The sequence below is a fragment of the Alistipes sp. i18-0019-D1 genome (assembly GCF_042852885.1).
Classification (GTDB): Bacteria; Bacteroidota; Bacteroidia; order Bacteroidales; family Rikenellaceae; genus Alistipes.
Genome location: NZ_AP031424.1, coordinates 2,796,447 through 2,814,890, shown reverse-complemented (window position 1 = coordinate 2,814,890; position 18,444 = coordinate 2,796,447). Strand labels below are relative to the sequence as shown.

Annotated in this window: 9 protein-coding genes and 1 tRNA gene; 8 read left to right on the top strand and 2 right to left on the bottom strand. The window is 59.9% G+C overall.

Annotated elements, in window-relative coordinates:
• Positions 1-19 precede the first annotated feature (19 nt).
• Positions 20-883 (bottom strand): nitroreductase family protein, encoded by an 864-nt coding sequence (locus tag ACGHP5_RS11785; RefSeq protein ID WP_390566928.1) that lies wholly within the window; start codon positions 881-883, stop codon positions 20-22.
• Between the two features lie 200 nt (positions 884-1,083).
• The gene (locus tag ACGHP5_RS11780) at positions 1,084-2,328 is read right to left on the bottom strand and encodes a nucleoside permease (protein WP_290532418.1); all 1,245 of its coding nucleotides are present in this window, start codon (positions 2,326-2,328) and stop codon (positions 1,084-1,086) included.
• A gap of 136 nt (positions 2,329-2,464) precedes the next feature.
• On the opposite strand from ACGHP5_RS11780, the gene ACGHP5_RS11775 reads away from it, so the two are divergent.
• The 8 genes from ACGHP5_RS11775 to ACGHP5_RS11740 all read left to right on the top strand — a co-directional run bounded on the left by ACGHP5_RS11775 (position 2,465) and on the right by ACGHP5_RS11740 (position 18,388).
• Positions 2,465-2,535, top strand: a tRNA-Gln gene (locus ACGHP5_RS11775).
• A 534-nt stretch (positions 2,536-3,069) separates the two neighbouring features.
• Positions 3,070-5,592, top strand: coding sequence for a metal-dependent hydrolase (locus ACGHP5_RS11770; RefSeq protein WP_390566926.1), 2,523 nt, complete (start codon positions 3,070-3,072; stop codon positions 5,590-5,592).
• A gap of 59 nt (positions 5,593-5,651) precedes the next feature.
• Entirely contained in the window at positions 5,652-6,785 is a 1,134-nt protein-coding gene (locus tag ACGHP5_RS11765) for a hypothetical protein (RefSeq protein WP_290532420.1), read from the top strand.
• 80 nt (positions 6,786-6,865) lie between these two features.
• The gene (locus tag ACGHP5_RS11760) at positions 6,866-9,934 is read left to right on the top strand and encodes a SusC/RagA family TonB-linked outer membrane protein (RefSeq protein ID WP_390568428.1); all 3,069 of its coding nucleotides are present in this window, start codon (positions 6,866-6,868) and stop codon (positions 9,932-9,934) included.
• Positions 9,935-9,952: 18 nt separating this feature from the next.
• Complete coding sequence (locus ACGHP5_RS11755) at positions 9,953-11,476, top strand: RagB/SusD family nutrient uptake outer membrane protein (RefSeq protein ID WP_390566924.1); 1,524 nt, start codon at positions 9,953-9,955, stop codon at positions 11,474-11,476.
• Between the two features lie 21 nt (positions 11,477-11,497).
• Positions 11,498-14,059, top strand: coding sequence for a BACON domain-containing protein (locus ACGHP5_RS11750; RefSeq protein WP_390566922.1), 2,562 nt, complete (start codon positions 11,498-11,500; stop codon positions 14,057-14,059).
• A 79-nt stretch (positions 14,060-14,138) separates the two neighbouring features.
• Positions 14,139-16,619, top strand: a complete 2,481-nt coding sequence (locus ACGHP5_RS11745) for a DUF5689 domain-containing protein (RefSeq protein WP_290532423.1) — start codon at positions 14,139-14,141, stop codon at positions 16,617-16,619.
• Positions 16,620-16,717: 98 nt separating this feature from the next.
• On the top strand, positions 16,718-18,388 hold the full coding sequence (locus tag ACGHP5_RS11740) for a metallophosphoesterase N-terminal domain-containing protein (RefSeq protein ID WP_390566921.1): 1,671 nt from the start codon (positions 16,718-16,720) through the stop codon (positions 18,386-18,388).
• Positions 18,389-18,444 lie beyond the last annotated feature (56 nt).

Below are 18,444 nucleotides of genomic sequence, written 5' to 3'. Positions count from 1 at the left end.
CAGCGAAGCGCCGAAACCGCTATTTGCACGTCACTTCGGCCGGCGTGCGGTCGATGTAGTTGGGATAGCGGAACTGCGGCATTCCGAGGGCCATCACCGCACAGATGCGGCGCCCCTCCAGCCCCAGCATCGCGGCCAGCTTCGCCTCCTTGTCCTGCCGGACGGCCGTCAGCACGAACCCCATGTATATCTGGCTCACCCCCAGTGCCTCGGCCATCAGCGAAGCGTTTTCATAAGCCAGGTTCCCGTCCTCCGCACCGAACCGGTTCGCCTTCGGAGCATGGATGAACAGCAGGGCCGTCGCACCGCGCAGCACGCGGTCGCGGCCCTCGGCATATTCGCGCCGCAGGCGTTCGAACACCGGGACGTAACGGTATATCCCCGGCGCGAGGCGGCTCAGCCACGGCCGCACGAGCGGATGCAGCAGCCGCTTTTCGAGCCTGCCGAAAATCCCGAGCGTATACTCCGTGACGGCGCGCAGCTGCGCCGCGTCGGTCACCAGCGTGTAGGCCAGCCGGCGGGCGTTGCTCGCCGTCGGGGCCCGGTCGGCCGCCGCAACGATGCGGTCCAGCATCTCCTGCGGTACGGGACGCGCCGAAAGCGCGCGGTTCGAACGCCGCACGGCCAGCAGCAGTTCCACCTGCTCGGGCGTGGGCATCGCGCCGTAATCCACCGCATGCACCCGCTCCGCCGGAAACTCCGCATGGTTCACCGACCCCGTGGGGCAGGCAGCCACGCAATGCCCGCAAAGGATGCAATTCTCGGGTTTGTGCAGCGTCACACCGCCCCCGGCTTTTTCCTGCACGAAAATCTGCGAAGGGCATACCTTCACACAGCGGCCGCAGCGGATGCAGCTCGAATCATTCACTCCGATCGTATTCATAATTTTCCTATCTTTGATATCGTAACGGCACCTCTGTATAATATAAAACGACCGCCATGCATCCGGTCGTCATCCGCCCTTTCGGCGAACTGTCCGCCGGCGAATACCCCGAAGCGGGAATTCCCCACGTCAGAATGCTCCTGCGCGGATGAAAAAACAATCCGGCGGCAAGGTTCTCCCCGCCGCCGGACCGTCAGTCATCAATGTTTCACGCCCTCCATTTCGGCCGGGTCGTGCTTGTATTTGAAGACCACGGCGAAAACCACGGCCACCACGAGCGCATACCCCGCGAAGATGAACCACGAGTCGGGCCAGTGAAAGGCGTCGACCACGGCGCCCGCGGCATACGAGCCGAAGAAGGCGCCGAAGCCGTTGGTCATGATCATGAAGACACCCTGCGCCGAGGAGCGGATTTCGCGGCTGGTCTCCTTCTCGACGAACAGCGAGCCGGAGATGTTGAAAAAGTCGAACGCCACGCCGTAGACGATCATCGAAAGCACGAGGAACGCCGCGCCCGACCCGGGATTTCCGATGCCGAAGAACCCGAAGCGCAGCACCCACGCCAGCATCGAGATCAGCATGACCTTCTTGATGCCGAAACGCCGGAGGAAGAAGGGAATCAGCAGGATGCAGAAGGTCTCGGACATCTGCGACAGCGACAGCAGGATCACCGAGTGCTTCACGATGGCCGAATCGGCATACTGGGGCATCGTTCCGAAGTTCTGAATGTAGCTGTCGCCGAAGGCGTTGGTGATCTGCAAAGCGGCGCCCAGCAGCATCGAGAAGACGAAGAAAATGGCCATCCGCTTCTCCTTGAAGAGCGCGAAGGCCCGCAGGCCCAGCGTATCGACCCACGACTGCTTCTGCGCGCTGCGCCCGACGGGACACCCCGGCAGCGAGAACGAATAGGCCGCCAGCACGAACGACAGCAGGGCCGACACGTAGAGCTGCCACTCGGTGAGTTTGATCTGCACGCCCCCGATATGCGTCAGGTCGACGAACCACATGGCGGCGATGAACCCCACGGTTCCCCATACGCGGATGGGCGGGAAATGCTTCACGGTGTCGAGCCGGGCCAGGTCGAGGGCGTTGTAGGCCACGGAGTTCGACAGGGCGATGGTCGGCATGTAGAACATCACGCTCAGCAGCATGCAGCTGTACAGCGGGGCATAGTCCGTCTGCGAGGCCGCGGCGATGAGAAACGCGCCGCTGATGAAATGGCAGATGCCCAGCAGTTTCTGCGCCGGAATCCAGCGGTCGGCGATAATACCCATCACGGCGGGCATGAACAGCGAAGCGATTCCCATCGTCGCGAAGAAGCTGCCGATCTGCAATCCCGAGAAGTCGAGTCCGCCTCCCAGATAGGCGCCCAGCGAAATGAGCCACGAGCCCCAGATCGCATACTGGAGGAAGTTCATGACGATAAGCCGAAATTTAATTCCCATAATTTTCTGATTTTGTGTAAATTTTAAGTTTCAAGCGGTTTTTCCAGCGTAGATTAAAACAAATGTACGAAATTTTTTCCGGATTTTTCTTTGCATTTGCAAAATAAAGTTCTACTTTTGCATCACCAAAATCTATTGAGCTATGGTGTAACGGTAACACAACAGATTCTGGTCCTGTTATTCCAGGTTCGAATCCTGGTAGCTCAACGAAGCCCTGCATTCCCCGAATGCGGGGCTTTTCCGTTTCTTGCCGGTGTCCCCCTCCCCGCTCCGAACGGGCTGCAGAATCCGCGGTTCTCCTCCGGACATTCCTTTCAAACGAAAAGCCAAGCCGAACAATCCTCTCCCCAAATCGGAACACGAAAAGCAGCATAAATGTTAAAAATCGATTATTTTTCAGGCAACCTATTTGTCCGATAACAATATTTTGGTTACATTTGCTTTCGGAAATGAATCTTTTCGAAACTCATTTCCGATAAAAACGATCAAAATTAGAGCCGTGAATTTACTTTACCGCCGATTATTCGATCACCAGCGTCCGGTTACGGCACGAGCCTGCTCGTGCCGTGGAAAACTTGTAATTCTCCCCCCCCCCTCGCCGCGCCGAATACCCGGAGTTAAGTAAACTGTCACCTCTCGCGATTAACGCGTGCATATTGCCATATACGGCAATATGCACGCGTTTTTCATTGTGCCCGACCGACAGCCGACAACCTTTACCAAACCATAAAACGCGAAACTATGACCCTAAATCTACGAGAATCTCTGAACTTCATCCTGAAGCCGGCGCTGTTGCTGGCCGGGTGTTTCTGCATGGCGTGCGGCAGCGGCGACAAGCATGTCGACGATCCCGACGGTCCCGACAATCCGGGCGGCGGCGATGAATACGAGGACATACAGGTAGTGGACGGCAAGGTTCGTTTCTATCTCCGCGAGGCGGAAAATTCCGTCCGCAAGGCCATGGGAGCCGGCGAACGGGCATGGAGCAAATCGCTCGTCTCGGTCAACGGAAAATCCTATGCGGTCGAAAGCGATGAAAGCGGCCGCTACTACGTCGAGGCGAACGCGTCGAGTTCCGGAACCTACAACGCCATCCTGACCAATTCAAGTTCCTCCGGCTGGTACGGCTCTTCGGCCTATGCCGATGTGAAGCTGCCCTACTCGCAGTTCTGGACCGCCACGGCGGCATCGCTGCAATCATATCCCATGTACGGCTCCTACACCAAGGAGAACGGCAACAAGCTGGTGTTCGACGATGCCTTCGCCGTGCTGGACGTGTCGCTGACCGGGTCGGCCCGAATCGCCTCGGTGAAGGTCGAGAACCTCGCCGAAACCCCCGTGGCGGGCTTTGCTAATTTCCTGCCCTCGCGCGGCTACCTCTCGGTTACCGACGGTGTCGGTTTCGCCGTGCTGAACTGCACCGACAACGGCAAATGCGTCCCGCTGGACAGCGGCACGCCGAAGCATTTCTACGTGATGCTGGCTCCGGGCGACTATCCGTCGGGGCTGAAAATCACCGTTTCCGATTCGGAGCACCGCGCCATGGAGCACACGCTGTCGGCTGCGCAGCTGACGGCGGGGAAGGCCACGTCCGTAGCGCTGAAATACGCCCCCGACGCCGACCTGATGTTCTACGAGAGTTTCGACAATTTCGTCTGGGGCGGCAACATCATGGGCGGCCAGGAGTCGACGGGATACGCCCCGACGGCCGAAACCATCACCCCCAATACGGGAACCGGACGCGACGGCTATGCGGACTCCTACGAAGAGGTCGCCTACAACAACCCCGGCTCGGCGTTCATCCAGTCGAACACGTGGGACGAGATCAGCGGCAAAACGGTCGGCACGTCCCACCTGATGTCCGACTCGTACGTCGCGAGCCGCAATATCGCCGACTATACCTATATGTTCCGCTGCCAGGAATACCAGGGCTGCCTGGCCTGCGGCGCGGGGAACACGGGGCGGGGCATTTTCCAGACCGCAGCCCTGAAATCCATCGACGGCATCCGCTCCGTGAAGGTTTCATTCGATTTCTGCTACCAGTACGGCTCGACGGACCTCCTGCTGTTCCAGGTAGTGAACGGCGGCATGATCGCGTCGGCCTCCGTCGACGGCAAGAGCATCACCCTGACAGCCGACAATTCGGGCTACACGAGCGCCTCGGGGAGATACATCGTCGAAAAGAGCCACGTAACGCTCCCGTCGAGCGAAGCGGCCGTCAAGAAGTGGCACACCGTGGAGGTCGTCGTAAACAACGCGACCGACGGCACGATGCTCTACTGGGCCGGCAACGACGTGAGCAGCGGCGTGCACGGTTTCTACGTGGACAATATCGAGGTCCGCGCGCTCGGCGAGATGGGCCGCGGCTCCGACAACCTGCGCGTGCTTTACTGGAACATCCAGAACGGCATGTGGTCCGACCAGGCGAACAATTACAACAATTTCGTCGCCTGGGTGAAGAAATACGATCCCGACATCTGCGTATGGTGCGAATCGGCCACCATTTACAAGGACAATACGAATTCGGCACAAGCCTCCTCCGCCCGGTTCCTGCCCGACGGCTGGTCCGCACTGGCGGCGCGTTACGGCCACGCCTACGCGGCCGTCGGCGGCTGGCGCGACAACTATCCGCAGACCGTCACGTCGAAATATCCGATCGAGACGCTGCTGAAAATAACCGATTCGGACCAGGCGGGCAAACCCGTGTCCCACGGCGCCGCCATTCAGCAGGTCACCGTGAAGGGCCGGACGATAAACCTCGTGACGCTCCACACCTGGCCGCAGGCCTACGCATACGGAGTCGGCTCGGCCGATCAGGCGGCGAGCGCCGCCAACAAGGAGGGCGACAAGTACCGCGAATTCGAGATCAAGTACATCTGCGCGCAGACCGTCAACAATCCCGCATACGCCTCCCGTCAGGACTGGCTGATGATGGGCGACTTCAACTCGCGGTCGCGCGTCGACAACTGGTACTACGGCTATCCCGAGAACGACACCCGGCTGCTGGTCCACAACCACATCCTGGACCATACCGACCTCAAGGACATCATCGCCGAACGCTACCCGGGGAGCTTCATATCGTCGACTTACGGCAATGCCCGCATCGACTACATGTATGCGTCGCCCTCGATGTACGCCCGCGTGGTGAACGCACTGACCGTCATGGACAAGTGGACCACGGCGACCCAGAGTCCCTACGTATCCAATTTCTACGACCCGTCGGACCACCGCCCGATCCTGGTGGACTTCGAGTTGAAACAGTAGGTTTCCCGTCGCTCAACCGACCCAAACAAATAAACCCAATCTTAACCTTTTTACCAATTATGAGAAAAACATTTCTGACGAAGGGTTTCGTCCGTTTTTCACGTGGATTAGCCGGAGCCGCATTCATCGTGGCGGCAATCGGCATCACGTCGTGTGAAACGCATTCGAACTCCGATCGTAACGAATCGATCGAGGTCTACGCGGACCCGATCGCAAAAGAGCCTATCGACGCCGGCATCGTCGGCGTGACGGGCGGTCTCGCCAAACTCTACGTGGACGCCAACATCGACTTCGTCGCAACGTGGGAAGACGACGCCGCAACGCCGTGGGCCAAGGTGCTGGATTACTCTTCGACAGACCCCCAGACGGGACTCCGCGTGATAACCCTGAAGGCCAGCCGGCGCAGCACGACGTCGAGCTACTACACGCGGCGCACGGGCATGCTGATCCTGGCAGCCTCCGACGGCGAACTGAACTACAACCGGATAATCCCCATCCACCAAGGTTCCACGGCCCGCGTAAGCAACGATTTCGCGACCCTGAAGTACGGCAAAACCGACCCGCGCTTCACCGACAACGAAACCCCGATCGACAACTGGACCACGGCCCAGAAGAACCTCGGGTTCACCTCCACGACGATCGAAGGGGAGGAGGTCGCCCACTGCTACGGCAAGAACGGTTACCTGAAACTTGGCGACGACAAGGGCCACGGGGCCGACCTGATTTCGCCCTACACCAACACGCTCCGCAGCGACTCGCTGCTGATGGTTTCGTTCCGGGCCGTGGCCTACACCGATTACATGACCGGCGCCCGCGACGACAACAAGATCACGGTCGAGGTGCTCGGCGGGGGCGTCATCCGCGATTTCGCCCAATCCGAGAAGACCACGATCGACCTCGAGGCCGGCTATTACGACATTTCGAGCGAGGAGTTCCCCGAAGACATGTGGGAAGGTCACGATTTCCTCGTCTTCGTCGCCGGCACGAAAGCCAACCCGATTACGGCCAACACGCGGGTCCGCATCATCTGCGGCTCCCTCACGCAAACCTCTGCCAACAACAACCGCATTTACCTCGACAATTTCTACATCCGCCGCCTGCAGGAGGTCGAGGAGGACTACTTCGCCGAGAACAACGGCAGCGGCAGGGACATCATCCTGGGAGCGCCTTTCGACGAGGAGGGACAAGAGTAAAAAGAGGAACAAGTCGTTTCAACAAAAAAAAGCCTAAAATGAATAAAATTCTTCACTCAATAAGAGCATCCGTCCGAGTGATGTCGCTGGTGGCGGTACTGATACTGCTCGCGGCGCACACGGCGCCGGCAACGGCTCAGCAAAAGACCCAGACTGTCAGCGGTACCATCCTCGACCCGGACGGCAACCCGCTGATCGGCGCCACGGTCGTGGTCGTCAAAGGCACGCAGGGCGCAGTCACCGATGTCAAAGGCAAATTCACCATCAAGGCCAAGTCTTCGGACAGCCTCCAGATTTCGTATCTGGGTTACAAAACCGAGACCGTGAACGTGGGTTCGCGGACGAACATCACCGTCAGGATGGAGAAGGACTCCACCACCGACATCGACGAAATCGTGGTCATCGGTTACGGCCAGGTCGCCAAAAAGGACCTGACCGGTTCGGTCGCGACGGTCAAGATGAACGACATCAAGGACGTACCGGTTCTTTCGGTCGACAACGCCCTCCAGGGACGTATCGCCGGAGCCGACTTCATGTCGACCACCGGTGAGCCGGGCGCCACGACCACCATCCGCATCCGCGGCACGCGCTCGATCAACGCATCGAACGAGCCGCTGATCGTCGTCGACGGCGTGATGGACGCCATCCACGACCTGAACGACATCAACTCCGACGACATCGCGGGCATATCGGTCCTCAAGGACGCCTCCTCGACGGCGATCTACGGTTCGCGCGGTGCCAACGGCGTCATCCTCATCACCACCAAGCGGGGTCTCGGCTCCAAGGGCAAGGTCAACATCACCTTCAAGACCGACATGGGCTTCTCCCAGCTGCCCCGTCAGCTCGACATCATGAACGCGGCGGAATTCGCGCAGTACCGCAACGATTACGCCTATTTCGGGGGCGACGCCAACCACCCCGACGTAGGCAAGGACACGCCCCTCTCCGGTTCGGTCTATTCCGACCCGCTCTCGCTGGGCGAAGGGACGAACTGGATCAAGGAGATCACCCGCACGGCCCTCTATTCCAACTATGCCCTCTCGCTCTCGGGAACCAACGACAAATCGTCGTATTACGCTTCGTTCTCCTACAACGACACCGAAGGTATCATCCAGGACAGCGGCCAGCAGCGTTTCACGGGACGTATCAACCTCGAACGCCAGTTGTTCAAATGGATGAAAGTCGGCTATACGGGTTCGTACACCTGGCGTCACAACGACCAGAACAAATCCTCCATCGGCGGAACGGCCTGGTACAGCAGCGCCCAGTATCTGTCACCGCTGCTCAAGCCGAACGACACGTATAACCCGCTGTATTACAACGGACAGAAGATCAACACGCAGCGTGCGCTGATCGACCTGAACACCTACTACCTCGAACGCCACTCGAACAACCACGCCTTCACGCTGAAACTGGAGCCGGTGAAGAACTTCACGATCAACAGCACCTTCTCCTACTACCTCTACCAGCGGCATACCTACCGTTACTATCCGGGAACCCTTCCCCTGAAGGGCGAGAACGAAGGCGGCGAGGCCTACCGCGCCGAGTGGGACGAGCACTCGTTCTCGTGGGAGACCACGGCCGGCTACAAGTTCGAGAAGAACGGCCATGCGTTCGACATTCTCGGCGGATTCTCGGCCTACAGTTTCGCCTCGCACGATTTCAACCTGAGCGGCAAAGGCTACATGGACGACGCCATCCTGTGGAACAACATGAACGCCGTGCAGGACAAAGAGACCTATTCGGCGGGCACTTCCTACTCGAAGAAAACCAAAACGTCGGTCTACGCGCGTCTGAACTACAACTGGAAGTCGCGCTATTACCTGACCGTGACGGGACGTTACGACGGAGCCTCGAACTTCGCGGCCAACAACAAGTGGGCGTTCTTCCCGTCGGCCGCCCTCAAGTGGAACATTTCGAACGAGAATTTCCTGAAGGACTGCAACTGGATCGACGACCTGTCGCTGCGCCTGAGCGCCGGTCTGACGGGTAACGACGCGATCAGCACCTACCGTTCGCTCGCCACCCTCTCCTCGACGACGGGCGGCTATCTGTTCGACGGATCGCAGCCCGTGGCGTTCTACCGCAGCCGCCTGGACTCCCCGGACCTCACGTGGGAGAAGACCACGGCCTACAACGTGGCGATCGACTGGTCGATGTTCAAAGGCCGCCTGAACATCACGGCCGAAGCCTACAAATCCAAAACGACCGACCTGCTGATGTCGCTGGCCGTTGCGGCCCAAACCGGTTACACGTCGCGCTGGACCAACATCGGCTCGACCTCGAACAAGGGTATCGAGCTGTCGGTCGAGAGCCACAACATCGTCCGTCCGAAGTTCCACTGGTCGACGACGCTCACCCTGTCGCACAACGAACAGAAGGTCGACGACATCGGTTCCGAGGACTTCATTTCGGCCTACGACTCGCCGGGCAACAACCCCTACATGATGTACGGCTACGTCAAGGGCTACCCGCTCAACTCGCTCTGGGGATTCAAATACGGCGGCACGTGGAAGAGCGCCGAGGAACGCGAGGAAAACGCGGTGACGAAAACCTACGTCAGCCCGGCCAACACCGACGGAGGCCCGCGCTACTACGACACCAACCACGACGGCGTGCTCTCGCGCGAAGACCTGATCTACCAGGGCAACGCCGACCCCTATCTGTACGGAGGTTTGCAGAACACGTTCTACATCCACGGTTTCAAGCTGGGCGTCTACTTCGCCTACTCGCTCGGCGGCAAGATCTACAACTATTCGGAGATCTACATGGCCGGTTCGCAGTTCGCTAACCAGTACCGCTACATGCTGAACGCCTGGCATCCCGTCCGGAACCCGAATTCCGACATTCCGCGGGCCGGAGCGAAAAGCGACGCCGCGCTTCCGAGCGACTTTATGATCCACGACGCTTCGTACCTCCGGCTGAAGAACGTCACGCTGTCGTACACGTTCGACCTCAAGAAAAAATGCTCGTGGATGAAAGACCTCACCCTGAGCGTATCGGGCGAAAACCTCTTTCTGTGGAAAAAGTACAACGGATTCGACCCCGACGTTTCCAGCGAGGGAACCTCGTCGACGCTGCGCCGTATGGACCTGGGCGCCTATCCCAAGCCCCGCACCATCATATTCAGCCTTCAGTTGAGATACTAACCTAACAGAATTAAGACGATGAAACTCAAACATATATTCTACACGGCCGCGGCCATGGCCATGCTTTCGTTCCAGGCATGTACGCTGGACGAAGACACATCGGGCATCTCGAATCCCGACGACTTCTTCCGCAAATTTTCGGAATGCCAGTCGGTCGTAAACGGATGCTACATTCCGATCAAGTCGATCTACACCTATACCTACATGATCGCCACCGAGTGCGTCACCGACATCGCCTACTGCCCGTCGGGAACGCTCGACGCCAGCCTGGACATCTCGCCCGCCGTGCCGCGCATGGGTTCGACGGTCTGGCGCAACGGCTACCTCGGCGTACAGCGCTGCAACTTCGCCGTCAACGGCATCGAGCGCGCCTATAAAAACGAGGTGATCAGCGAGGATCAGTACCACCAGCTGCTTTGCGAGGCGAAAACCCTGCGGGCGTTCTTCTACTGGACGCTGACCTGCTTCTTCGGCAACGTTCCGTTCTATTTCGACGACGTTACGGACAACGAGGTCCTGAGCCGGATTCAGGTACTGCCGCGCATGGATGCCGACGAGACCCGCAACAAGGTCATCGAAGACCTGCTGTCGATAGCTCCCCTGGCCCCGCAGACCCGCACCTGCGACAACGAAGCCGATCGTCTGGGAGCCTCCTGCGCCTACATGCTCATCGCCAAGATGGCCATGTGGAACAAGCAGTGGGACGTCGCGCTGGACGCACTGGAGCATATCGAAACGATTTACGGTTCGCTCTCGCAGTACGATTACGCGGAGAATATCCTGTTCCGGAACAAGAACACTCCGGAGTCGATCATGGAGATTCAGCACACCTACACCCAGGGCGGCCTCACCTACACCTCCAACGTGGCCTGCATCTGCCAGCCCTACCCGCGTGCGGCCAACTCGGCCATCTACGACGGCGTGGAGATTCCCGAACTCGGCGACCAGGCGACCGTTTGGACCGCGATGCGTCCGAACGTCTATTTCTGCCAGGGTCTCCAGTCCAAAATGAGCAAGGACATCCGCGCCAAGTACAACATGGCGTGGGGATACGAGGACAAGACGTTCAACAACACCAACACCCGCCCGTGGTGCGGCCCGAAGTTCTGGTGTCCGAACATGCAGTCCTCGGCCGACGGCAACAACTACAAGGTGTTCCGTTATGCCGACGCGCTGCTGATGATGGCCGAGTGCTATTTCTACAAGGAAAACTACGAAAAGGCGGTCGAATACCTCGACATGACCCGTACGCGCGCCGGTCTGTCCAACTACACCTACCGCACCCCCGCGCGCCTCGAAGAGGAGATCCGCAACGAGCGTGCCCGCGAGCTTTTCGGCGAATTCCAGCGCAAGTACGACCTGGTCCGCTGGGGCATCTGGTACGACGCCGTAACGGACAACAGCGACTACGCCTATCTGCAGCTCAACACGGCGAACAGCCGGATCAAACCGTGCCACCGCTACTACCCCATTCCCGACACGGAAGTCACCTACTCGAAGAACAACCTCGACAACAATGAATACAAGGCTTACGGCTTGTAATAATCCGAAACTTTCAGACGAATGAAAACAATATTCAATAAACAGAAAAGATCGGTTGCCGGCGTACTGATCGCCCTGACGGCCCTGACGACGGCCCTGACCGGCTGCCAGAAGGATTTCGAGCTGGACCTGCCTCTGGCGGTCTCGGCGCGCGAGCTTTCCCTGACCAAGGATGCCGGCTCGACGCACGTGCTGGTCTACTCGAACGGCGACTGGACGGCGCGCTTCACGCGCCCCGTGAAGTGGGCGTCGCTCAACAAGCTCCAGGGATACGGCAATAACGAAATCGTGTTCACCTACTCGGCCAACTACGGCATTTCGAGAAAGATCGGCGTCGTGTTCGAGAAAGGCTCCCTGGCCGACACGGTGATGTTCTCGCAGGCCGGGACCATCACCGACGCCTCGCTCTCGTTCTCGAAACCGGCGGTTACGCTGCTGATGTCCCGGTCGCAGATCTTCACGCCGATCAACACCAACCTGCGCTACTGCATCGACGACCTGGAAGCCACCGTCACCTATTACGACAGCGACGGCCTGCCCAACGATCCCGTCACCGTCCTGACCCGCGCTGAAGCGGAAGAGGGCGGAGAAGGCGGAGAAGAGGGCGGCGACGAGCAGCAGGCGCAGCCCGTCGATCCGTGGATTTCCAACGTCTCGGTCACCTACAAGGGAATCACGTTCGACGTCACGGACAACGACACCGGATTCGCGCGTATCGCCGATCTGACCCTCTTCATCGAAGACGCCAAGGGCGAGATCACCAAGTCGGTGCTCACCGTCACGCAGGGCATCGACAAACCGGCGCTCAAACTGGACAGCAATGCCGAGACGTACGAAGGTTACGCCCAGGATTGCGTGGTTCCGGCGACGCTCAACAACCTCGTGCCCTATTCCGACCAGATCGGCTACGACGTAGCGTACGACGTTCCCGTCGCAGAGGAGGCCGAGTGGATTCTGAAACCCGCGATCACCGACGAAGGGCTGACGTTCTCGCTGGCCCGAAACGAGGGTTCGGAGCCGCGCACCGCCACGATCCGGCTCAGCTTCACCGACGAACAGGGCAATTTCGTTTCGGCCTCGTGCAAAATCACCCAGAAGCCCTACCCGACCGCCACCGACTTCGCCACGGTGCGCGCCCTGGCTCCGGGCGAGATCACGCTCCAGCAGTATATCGAAGGCTACGTCGTCAGCGACCCGGACAGCAAGAACATCGTTTCGAGTCCCCAGACCAGCCAGTTCTTCTTCGACCGCGGCGAGAACGACCGGACGGCCTATATCGAGAGCCTCGACGGCAAGTGGGGCTTCTGCCTGAAGTTCGCCTCCTCCGAAGACAACACGCCGGCCCGCTTCTCGAAGGTGCGTCTCTCCCTGAACGGCGCCACGCTCGAAAAGAAAAACTCCCCCGAGTGCTACACCATCACGGGACTTACCGCGGCCAACATACTCGAAACCTCGACGCCCGACGAGTTCAAGATTCCGGTCAAGACGAAGACGATCGACCAACTCACCGACGACGACATCTTCACGTTGGTGTCGGTCACCGGCCTCGAAATCATGTGCAAGGACGGCGCCTACACCAACTGCACCGACGGCTATTCGTTCAAGGACAACATCAACCCGATCGGCACGGCCACTGCCCCGCGCTGGGACGTGGCCCCGCTGATGTGCTACGACAACACGGGCCGGACCATCTACATGCTGACCAATACGGCCGCTCCCTGGCGGCGTTTCAGTTCGGGCCGCGACCTGGAGTTCAACTCCGTCGTACCGCAGGGTTCGGGCACGTTCCGCGGCATCGTCGTGGCGGATGACGTCGCCCCGATCCGTTTCGGCGACCTGGGCCGCTACCAGCTGCGCGCCATGACCGCCGAGGAGATCGCGCTGACCGACGAACCGTTCTCGAAGACCGTCGTCGAGTGGAACTGGAACGACCGCAAGATCGACCTCATACCGGAGATCGGCGAAGGCGAAATCAATAAATACGGCGCTACGCAGGCTGCCGCATCGGACTTCAACAACGTCGTCTGCTCGGGCAAGGGCGGTCATGCCTCCGCCGAACAGAAAGGTCTGGTAGTGAACGGCGCCATCATGTTCACCCAGCAGTGGTGGGATTTCGACGCAGACGAGGGCAAATACTTCGACATTTCGTTCTCCACGCAGGGAATCAGCGGTTCGAACATGATCTTCGGCATCGTCTGGGGCCACGGTTCGATGAGCAACACGACCCTCTCCGGCCCGGCGCACTGGAATCTGCTCTACTCGGTCGACGGCGGCCAGACGTTCCAGGCCGTCCCCGACTGCCCGATCATCAAGAAGCGTTCGATCACGTGGTGGACCACTACGTCGCAGGATTCGACGCCGGGCTTCACCGAACACCTGCGCAAACTGCCCGCCGACTGCTTCGGCCGGGAGAAAGTGGTTCTGCGCCTGCAGGTGGCCGACAAGGTCACGGACATCGCTCCGGGCACATCGGCTTCGACCTACCTGACGAACCTCGGCATCGAGAAGGGAACGCTGTCGCCGTCCGTTGCGGCCGGTAACAGCCAGGCCCGTATCGGCACGATAACGGTACGCTACAACTAAATGAATTGCGGCTGCGCGGCGGATGCACCGTCCGCCGCGCACGGCCGGAAAAAACATCAACGAATAAAACGTATAAAATATGAACTGTCGTAAATCGATATTTAAGTTTTTAGGCATTGCGGCCGTATGCGCGGCCTCGGCGGCCTGCAGCGTCGACGACGCCGACGACCTGGCCCTGGTCAAACTGGGCGCACTGGAGAAGGAGTTCGTCGTCGAAGCCGATGCGAACACGTTCGACATCGACATCTACGCCAACGGCGCCTTCCATATCGAGCGCATCGGCCAGGCCGACTGGATCAGCCTGACCTGCGGTGAAACGGTTGACGGGAAGGGTGCCATCACGGCCGAATGCGAATTCAACGAAGGCTTCAAGCGCAAAGCGGGCTTCGTGCTCTGCTCCGACGTAGACGCGCGCCGCGATACGCTCTATGTCAAGCAGAAGGCGCTCGTTGACGCGAAGATCGAGTTCGCGAATTCGTCCGTCACCGTCGCCGGAGCCGGCGGCGAGAACACCTCGCCGATCGAGACCAACGTCCCCTTCGAGGCGATCACGGTCGACATCGAGTATGCCAAAGCCGACAACGCCGACTGGATCAAGAACCTCGAAATCGTGGATTCCGAGAGCGAAAAGCGCAGTCTGGTCATCACGACCGAGACGAACACCGCCGACGAAATTCCGCGTTCAGCAGCCGTGTCGCTCTCCTTCACCGACGGCTGGGACGAGACCGTCTCCGTCGAATTCAACCTCCTGCAGCGCACCGCAAAGGAGACCCTCGGACGGCAGATCACGTTCGAGGAGTTCCGCCAGACCTACGCCACCAACAAGAAGGTCGACGACTACGTCATCCTCGAAGGCATCGTGGTGAGCAACACCAAGAACCACAATGCGGGCGAAAATCCGCAGAACACGACCTCCAAGATCGACTACACCATGTCGGACCGGACCGTCTACCTCGAAACCTACGACGGCAAATACGGCATCGCCGTCCAGACCGCCTCGGCCGGGGACAACGTCTTCGAACAGTACGACCATGTGCAGATCCTCATTCAGGGCGCCTCGGGCTACCTGGTCGAGAACCCCGACCGCTACGAACTGCGCAACGTCACCAAGGCGATGGTCATTTCGCGCATCGCAGGTTCGGCATCGGACGTTCCCGTGAAGGAGAAGTGGATGAACCAGCTCACCGACGACGACATCTACACGTACGTCACCCTGAAAGACGTCGAGTTCCCCGTCCGCAAGGGCGCGATCACGCCCATCAACGAGGGCTATGCGATCGGCACGAACGCAGACCGCATCAGCAAATACCCGCTGCTCGTGCGCGACATCAACGGCGACGACATGTACATGATGACCAACACCAACTGCGCCTACCGCAGCGACGGCACGCGCCTGCCCTACGGCTCGGGCAAGATCTCGGGCGTCATCGTCCACGAGCGTTTCTCGCGTTTCGAATGGCGCGACGGAGCCGACCCGGCCGAAATGGACGACGACCCGACGCTCGGCTTCATCGGCCGTTACCAGATCCGCCACCAGACCAAGGGCGACATCTGGGACAACATGCAGAACAGTGTCGAAGACAGCTTCTCGGCTCTGCTGACGGAGTACCGCTACTGGAATCCCGACGTGGAGAACAAGGTCCAGAAACCCACCTACGGAACGAACGGCTACCTGACGCACACCTACCAGGAGAAGTACACGGGATCGGCCAGCAAAGAGTACCTGCAAGGCACCTACCAGCAGCACATGTGGGGCGGCGGAACCTACGAATACCTGGGTCCCGTCGGCAACAACGCCTCCTATATCTTCGGAGCCAACTTCGGCAACAAGAACGGCATCGGCATCGTGATCGACCCCTCGAAGGAGAGCTGGAATCCGCTGATGGACAACCTGGTGAGCCACAACCCCGACGGAACGCTGGAGTGGTGCGGGCCCTATGCCGCCGATACGAAATACGTAGGCTGCGGCACGGGCGGCTGGACGAGCAACGAGGCGATCTCCACCACCTCGGGCCAGATCAACTACAGCGGCAGCACGGGTCTGCGCGGCAAGGGCAACGTCAGCGGCAACTGCTACACCTCCTTCGCCAACCACTTCTGGTGGGACGACGACACCGACCGCCCCTACGCCTGGCTGATCAACTTCTCGACCGAAGGCATCACGACGTCGCACATCTCGATGCAGATTTCCGTCATGAACACGCAGCAGAGCTTCTTCTCGCCCCGTTTCTGGTGTGCCGAATGGTCGCTGACCGATTCGCAGGCGGCGAAGGACGACTCGCAGTGGAACCTGATCGGCGAATACACCATCCCCGACGTTTCCGTCTGGTCGAACACGCTCTATTCGTCGTGCGTGGCCTACAAGTGCATCAATTTCGAACTTCCCCAGGAGATTCTCGGACAGCCGAACGTCTACATCCGGCTTCGCCCGACGAGCGACCTCTGCAGCGACGGCTCCGACTACGCCAACGCGCGCCTGAACCAGAGCAAGAGCGGCGCAGCCCTGGCCGCTGAACACTCCAGCAACCTCGAATATTTCGCCATCCGCTATAACAAATAACGGCATGTAACGAACGGTCGGAGCGGGGAGAGGACGACCGTCCTTTCCCCGCTTTTCCCGAAGGCCGTTCCATGCCGCAAACCGCAAGAACCGCAACCATGAAAAAACTGCTGCTTTTATTGGCCGCCCTGCTGGCGATATCCGCCGGCGGCATCTGCTGCTCGGATTCGGGCGACGATCCCGGAGAACAGGAAAAACCCGTCGATCCGACCCCTTCGCCCGACGACGGCGTCGACTGGTCGAAAATCGACCCGAAGGCCACCGTGCGCGGGGTCGTGACGTGTGCCGGCGCCGGCGTGCAGGGCGTCGTCGTAACCGACGGCGTGAACATGACGCGCACGAACAAACAGGGAGCCTACGGGCTGCGCACGTCGTCCGACAAGTCGAAACTGGTCTACCTGACCGTCCCGTCGGGATACGAGGTCGAATCCACGCGCGGGTTCATCCCCCGCTTCTACCGCAGAATCAGCTCCCCCACGAGCGTCGAGAAGGTGCAGCAGCACGACTTCACGCTGAAAAAGGTCAACAACGACCGCCACATCATGATCGTGTCGGCCGACATGCACATCCGCAACCGCGCGATGATCAAGACCACATCGTCGGCCACGCCGTCGATCTGCCCCCCGAAGGGCGAACTGGACTCCACGACGTTCCGCCGCACCTACCTCAAGGCGCTGCGCGACTACGTCAAATCGCTGCCCGCAAGCGTGCCGGTCTACGGCATGAACCTGGGCGACATGACGCAGGAGTCGCACTGGACCAACGCCAACAAGGCGACGCTGGCCAATTTCGTCAACGTCTGCGAACGCGGGGGCATGCCGATCCAGACCTTCCACGCCATCGGCAACCACGACCACGACATGGCCGTGCAAAACATCGCCGGCGACGACGACTCGGAAGCCGAACTGGCCTATATCTCCGCGCTCGGACCGACGTACTACGCCGTCAACATCGGCAAGGTGCACTACGTCGTCTTCGACAATACGCAGTATATCAACACCGGCGGCGACCGTTCGTACACCGTCCGCCTCAACCAACGCCAGATGGACTGGGCGCAGAAGGACGCCGACTACATGCCGTCGGGTGTCGAGCGCATCGTGATCGCATGGCATTGCCCGGCCTTCCGCCGCAACCCGGGGGCCTCGTCGCTAAATCCGATGGACAACGCCGACGAATTGCTCGACATCTACAAGGACAAGCAGCTGCCCGTCACGATCTGGTCGGGCCACAACCACATCGCCGAAACGGTCACCGTACCGCGCAGCGACATGACCGTGACCGAGTACACGCACCCGTGCGTGTGCGGTGCATGGTGGTATTTCCCGCTCTGTCACGACGGCGCCCCGGCGACGTTCACCCGTTACGATTTCAGCGGCGGAACGATCACGGAACGGCGGAGCGTGAATTTCAGCAACGCGAACGAGCAGTATTACCGGGTTTACAATTCAGGTCTGAAGAATGCCGAAGGCAAGCCGGTCGTGCGCCTCAACGTCTGGGACTGGCATCCGACGTGGAAATTCGAATGCCGCGAAAACGGGGTCGCGGTTCCCTCCTCGCAGCTGAAGGCGGTCCGGGAGTACGACGACTATTACGTCACGGTCCACGACGCCTGCGGCAACGGCATCTCCTCGTTCAGTTTCCTCGACAAATACCGCACCGACCACATGCTCGAATACACGCCCGTAACGCCGTCCGCCGAGATCCGGATAACCGCCACCGACGAATACGGCCGCCAGCTCTTCACCGTCACCACGAAGGCGGAGAGCTGACCGGACGCAGGTCCGGCATGAAACGAAGCGTCCCGGGGCATTCGCTCCGGGACGCT

Bases quoted from the DNA above. Each gene is read 5' to 3' on its own strand.
- ACGHP5_RS11765 (WP_290532420.1), top strand. From the start codon at position 5,652: ATGAGAAAAACATTTCTGACGAAGGGTTTCGTCCGTTTTTCACGTGGA.
- ACGHP5_RS11770 (WP_390566926.1), top strand. From the start codon at position 3,070: ATGACCCTAAATCTACGAGAATCTCTGAACTTCATCCTGAAGCCGGCG.
- ACGHP5_RS11760 (WP_390568428.1), top strand. From the start codon at position 6,866: ATGTCGCTGGTGGCGGTACTGATACTGCTCGCGGCGCACACGGCGCCG.
- ACGHP5_RS11780 (WP_290532418.1), bottom strand. From the start codon at position 2,328: ATGGGAATTAAATTTCGGCTTATCGTCATGAACTTCCTCCAGTATGCG.
- ACGHP5_RS11755 (WP_390566924.1), top strand. From the start codon at position 9,953: ATGAAACTCAAACATATATTCTACACGGCCGCGGCCATGGCCATGCTT.
- ACGHP5_RS11785 (WP_390566928.1), bottom strand. From the start codon at position 883: ATGAATACGATCGGAGTGAATGATTCGAGCTGCATCCGCTGCGGCCGC.
- ACGHP5_RS11740 (WP_390566921.1), top strand. From the start codon at position 16,718: ATGAAAAAACTGCTGCTTTTATTGGCCGCCCTGCTGGCGATATCCGCC.
- ACGHP5_RS11745 (WP_290532423.1), top strand. From the start codon at position 14,139: ATGAACTGTCGTAAATCGATATTTAAGTTTTTAGGCATTGCGGCCGTA.
- ACGHP5_RS11750 (WP_390566922.1), top strand. From the start codon at position 11,498: ATGAAAACAATATTCAATAAACAGAAAAGATCGGTTGCCGGCGTACTG.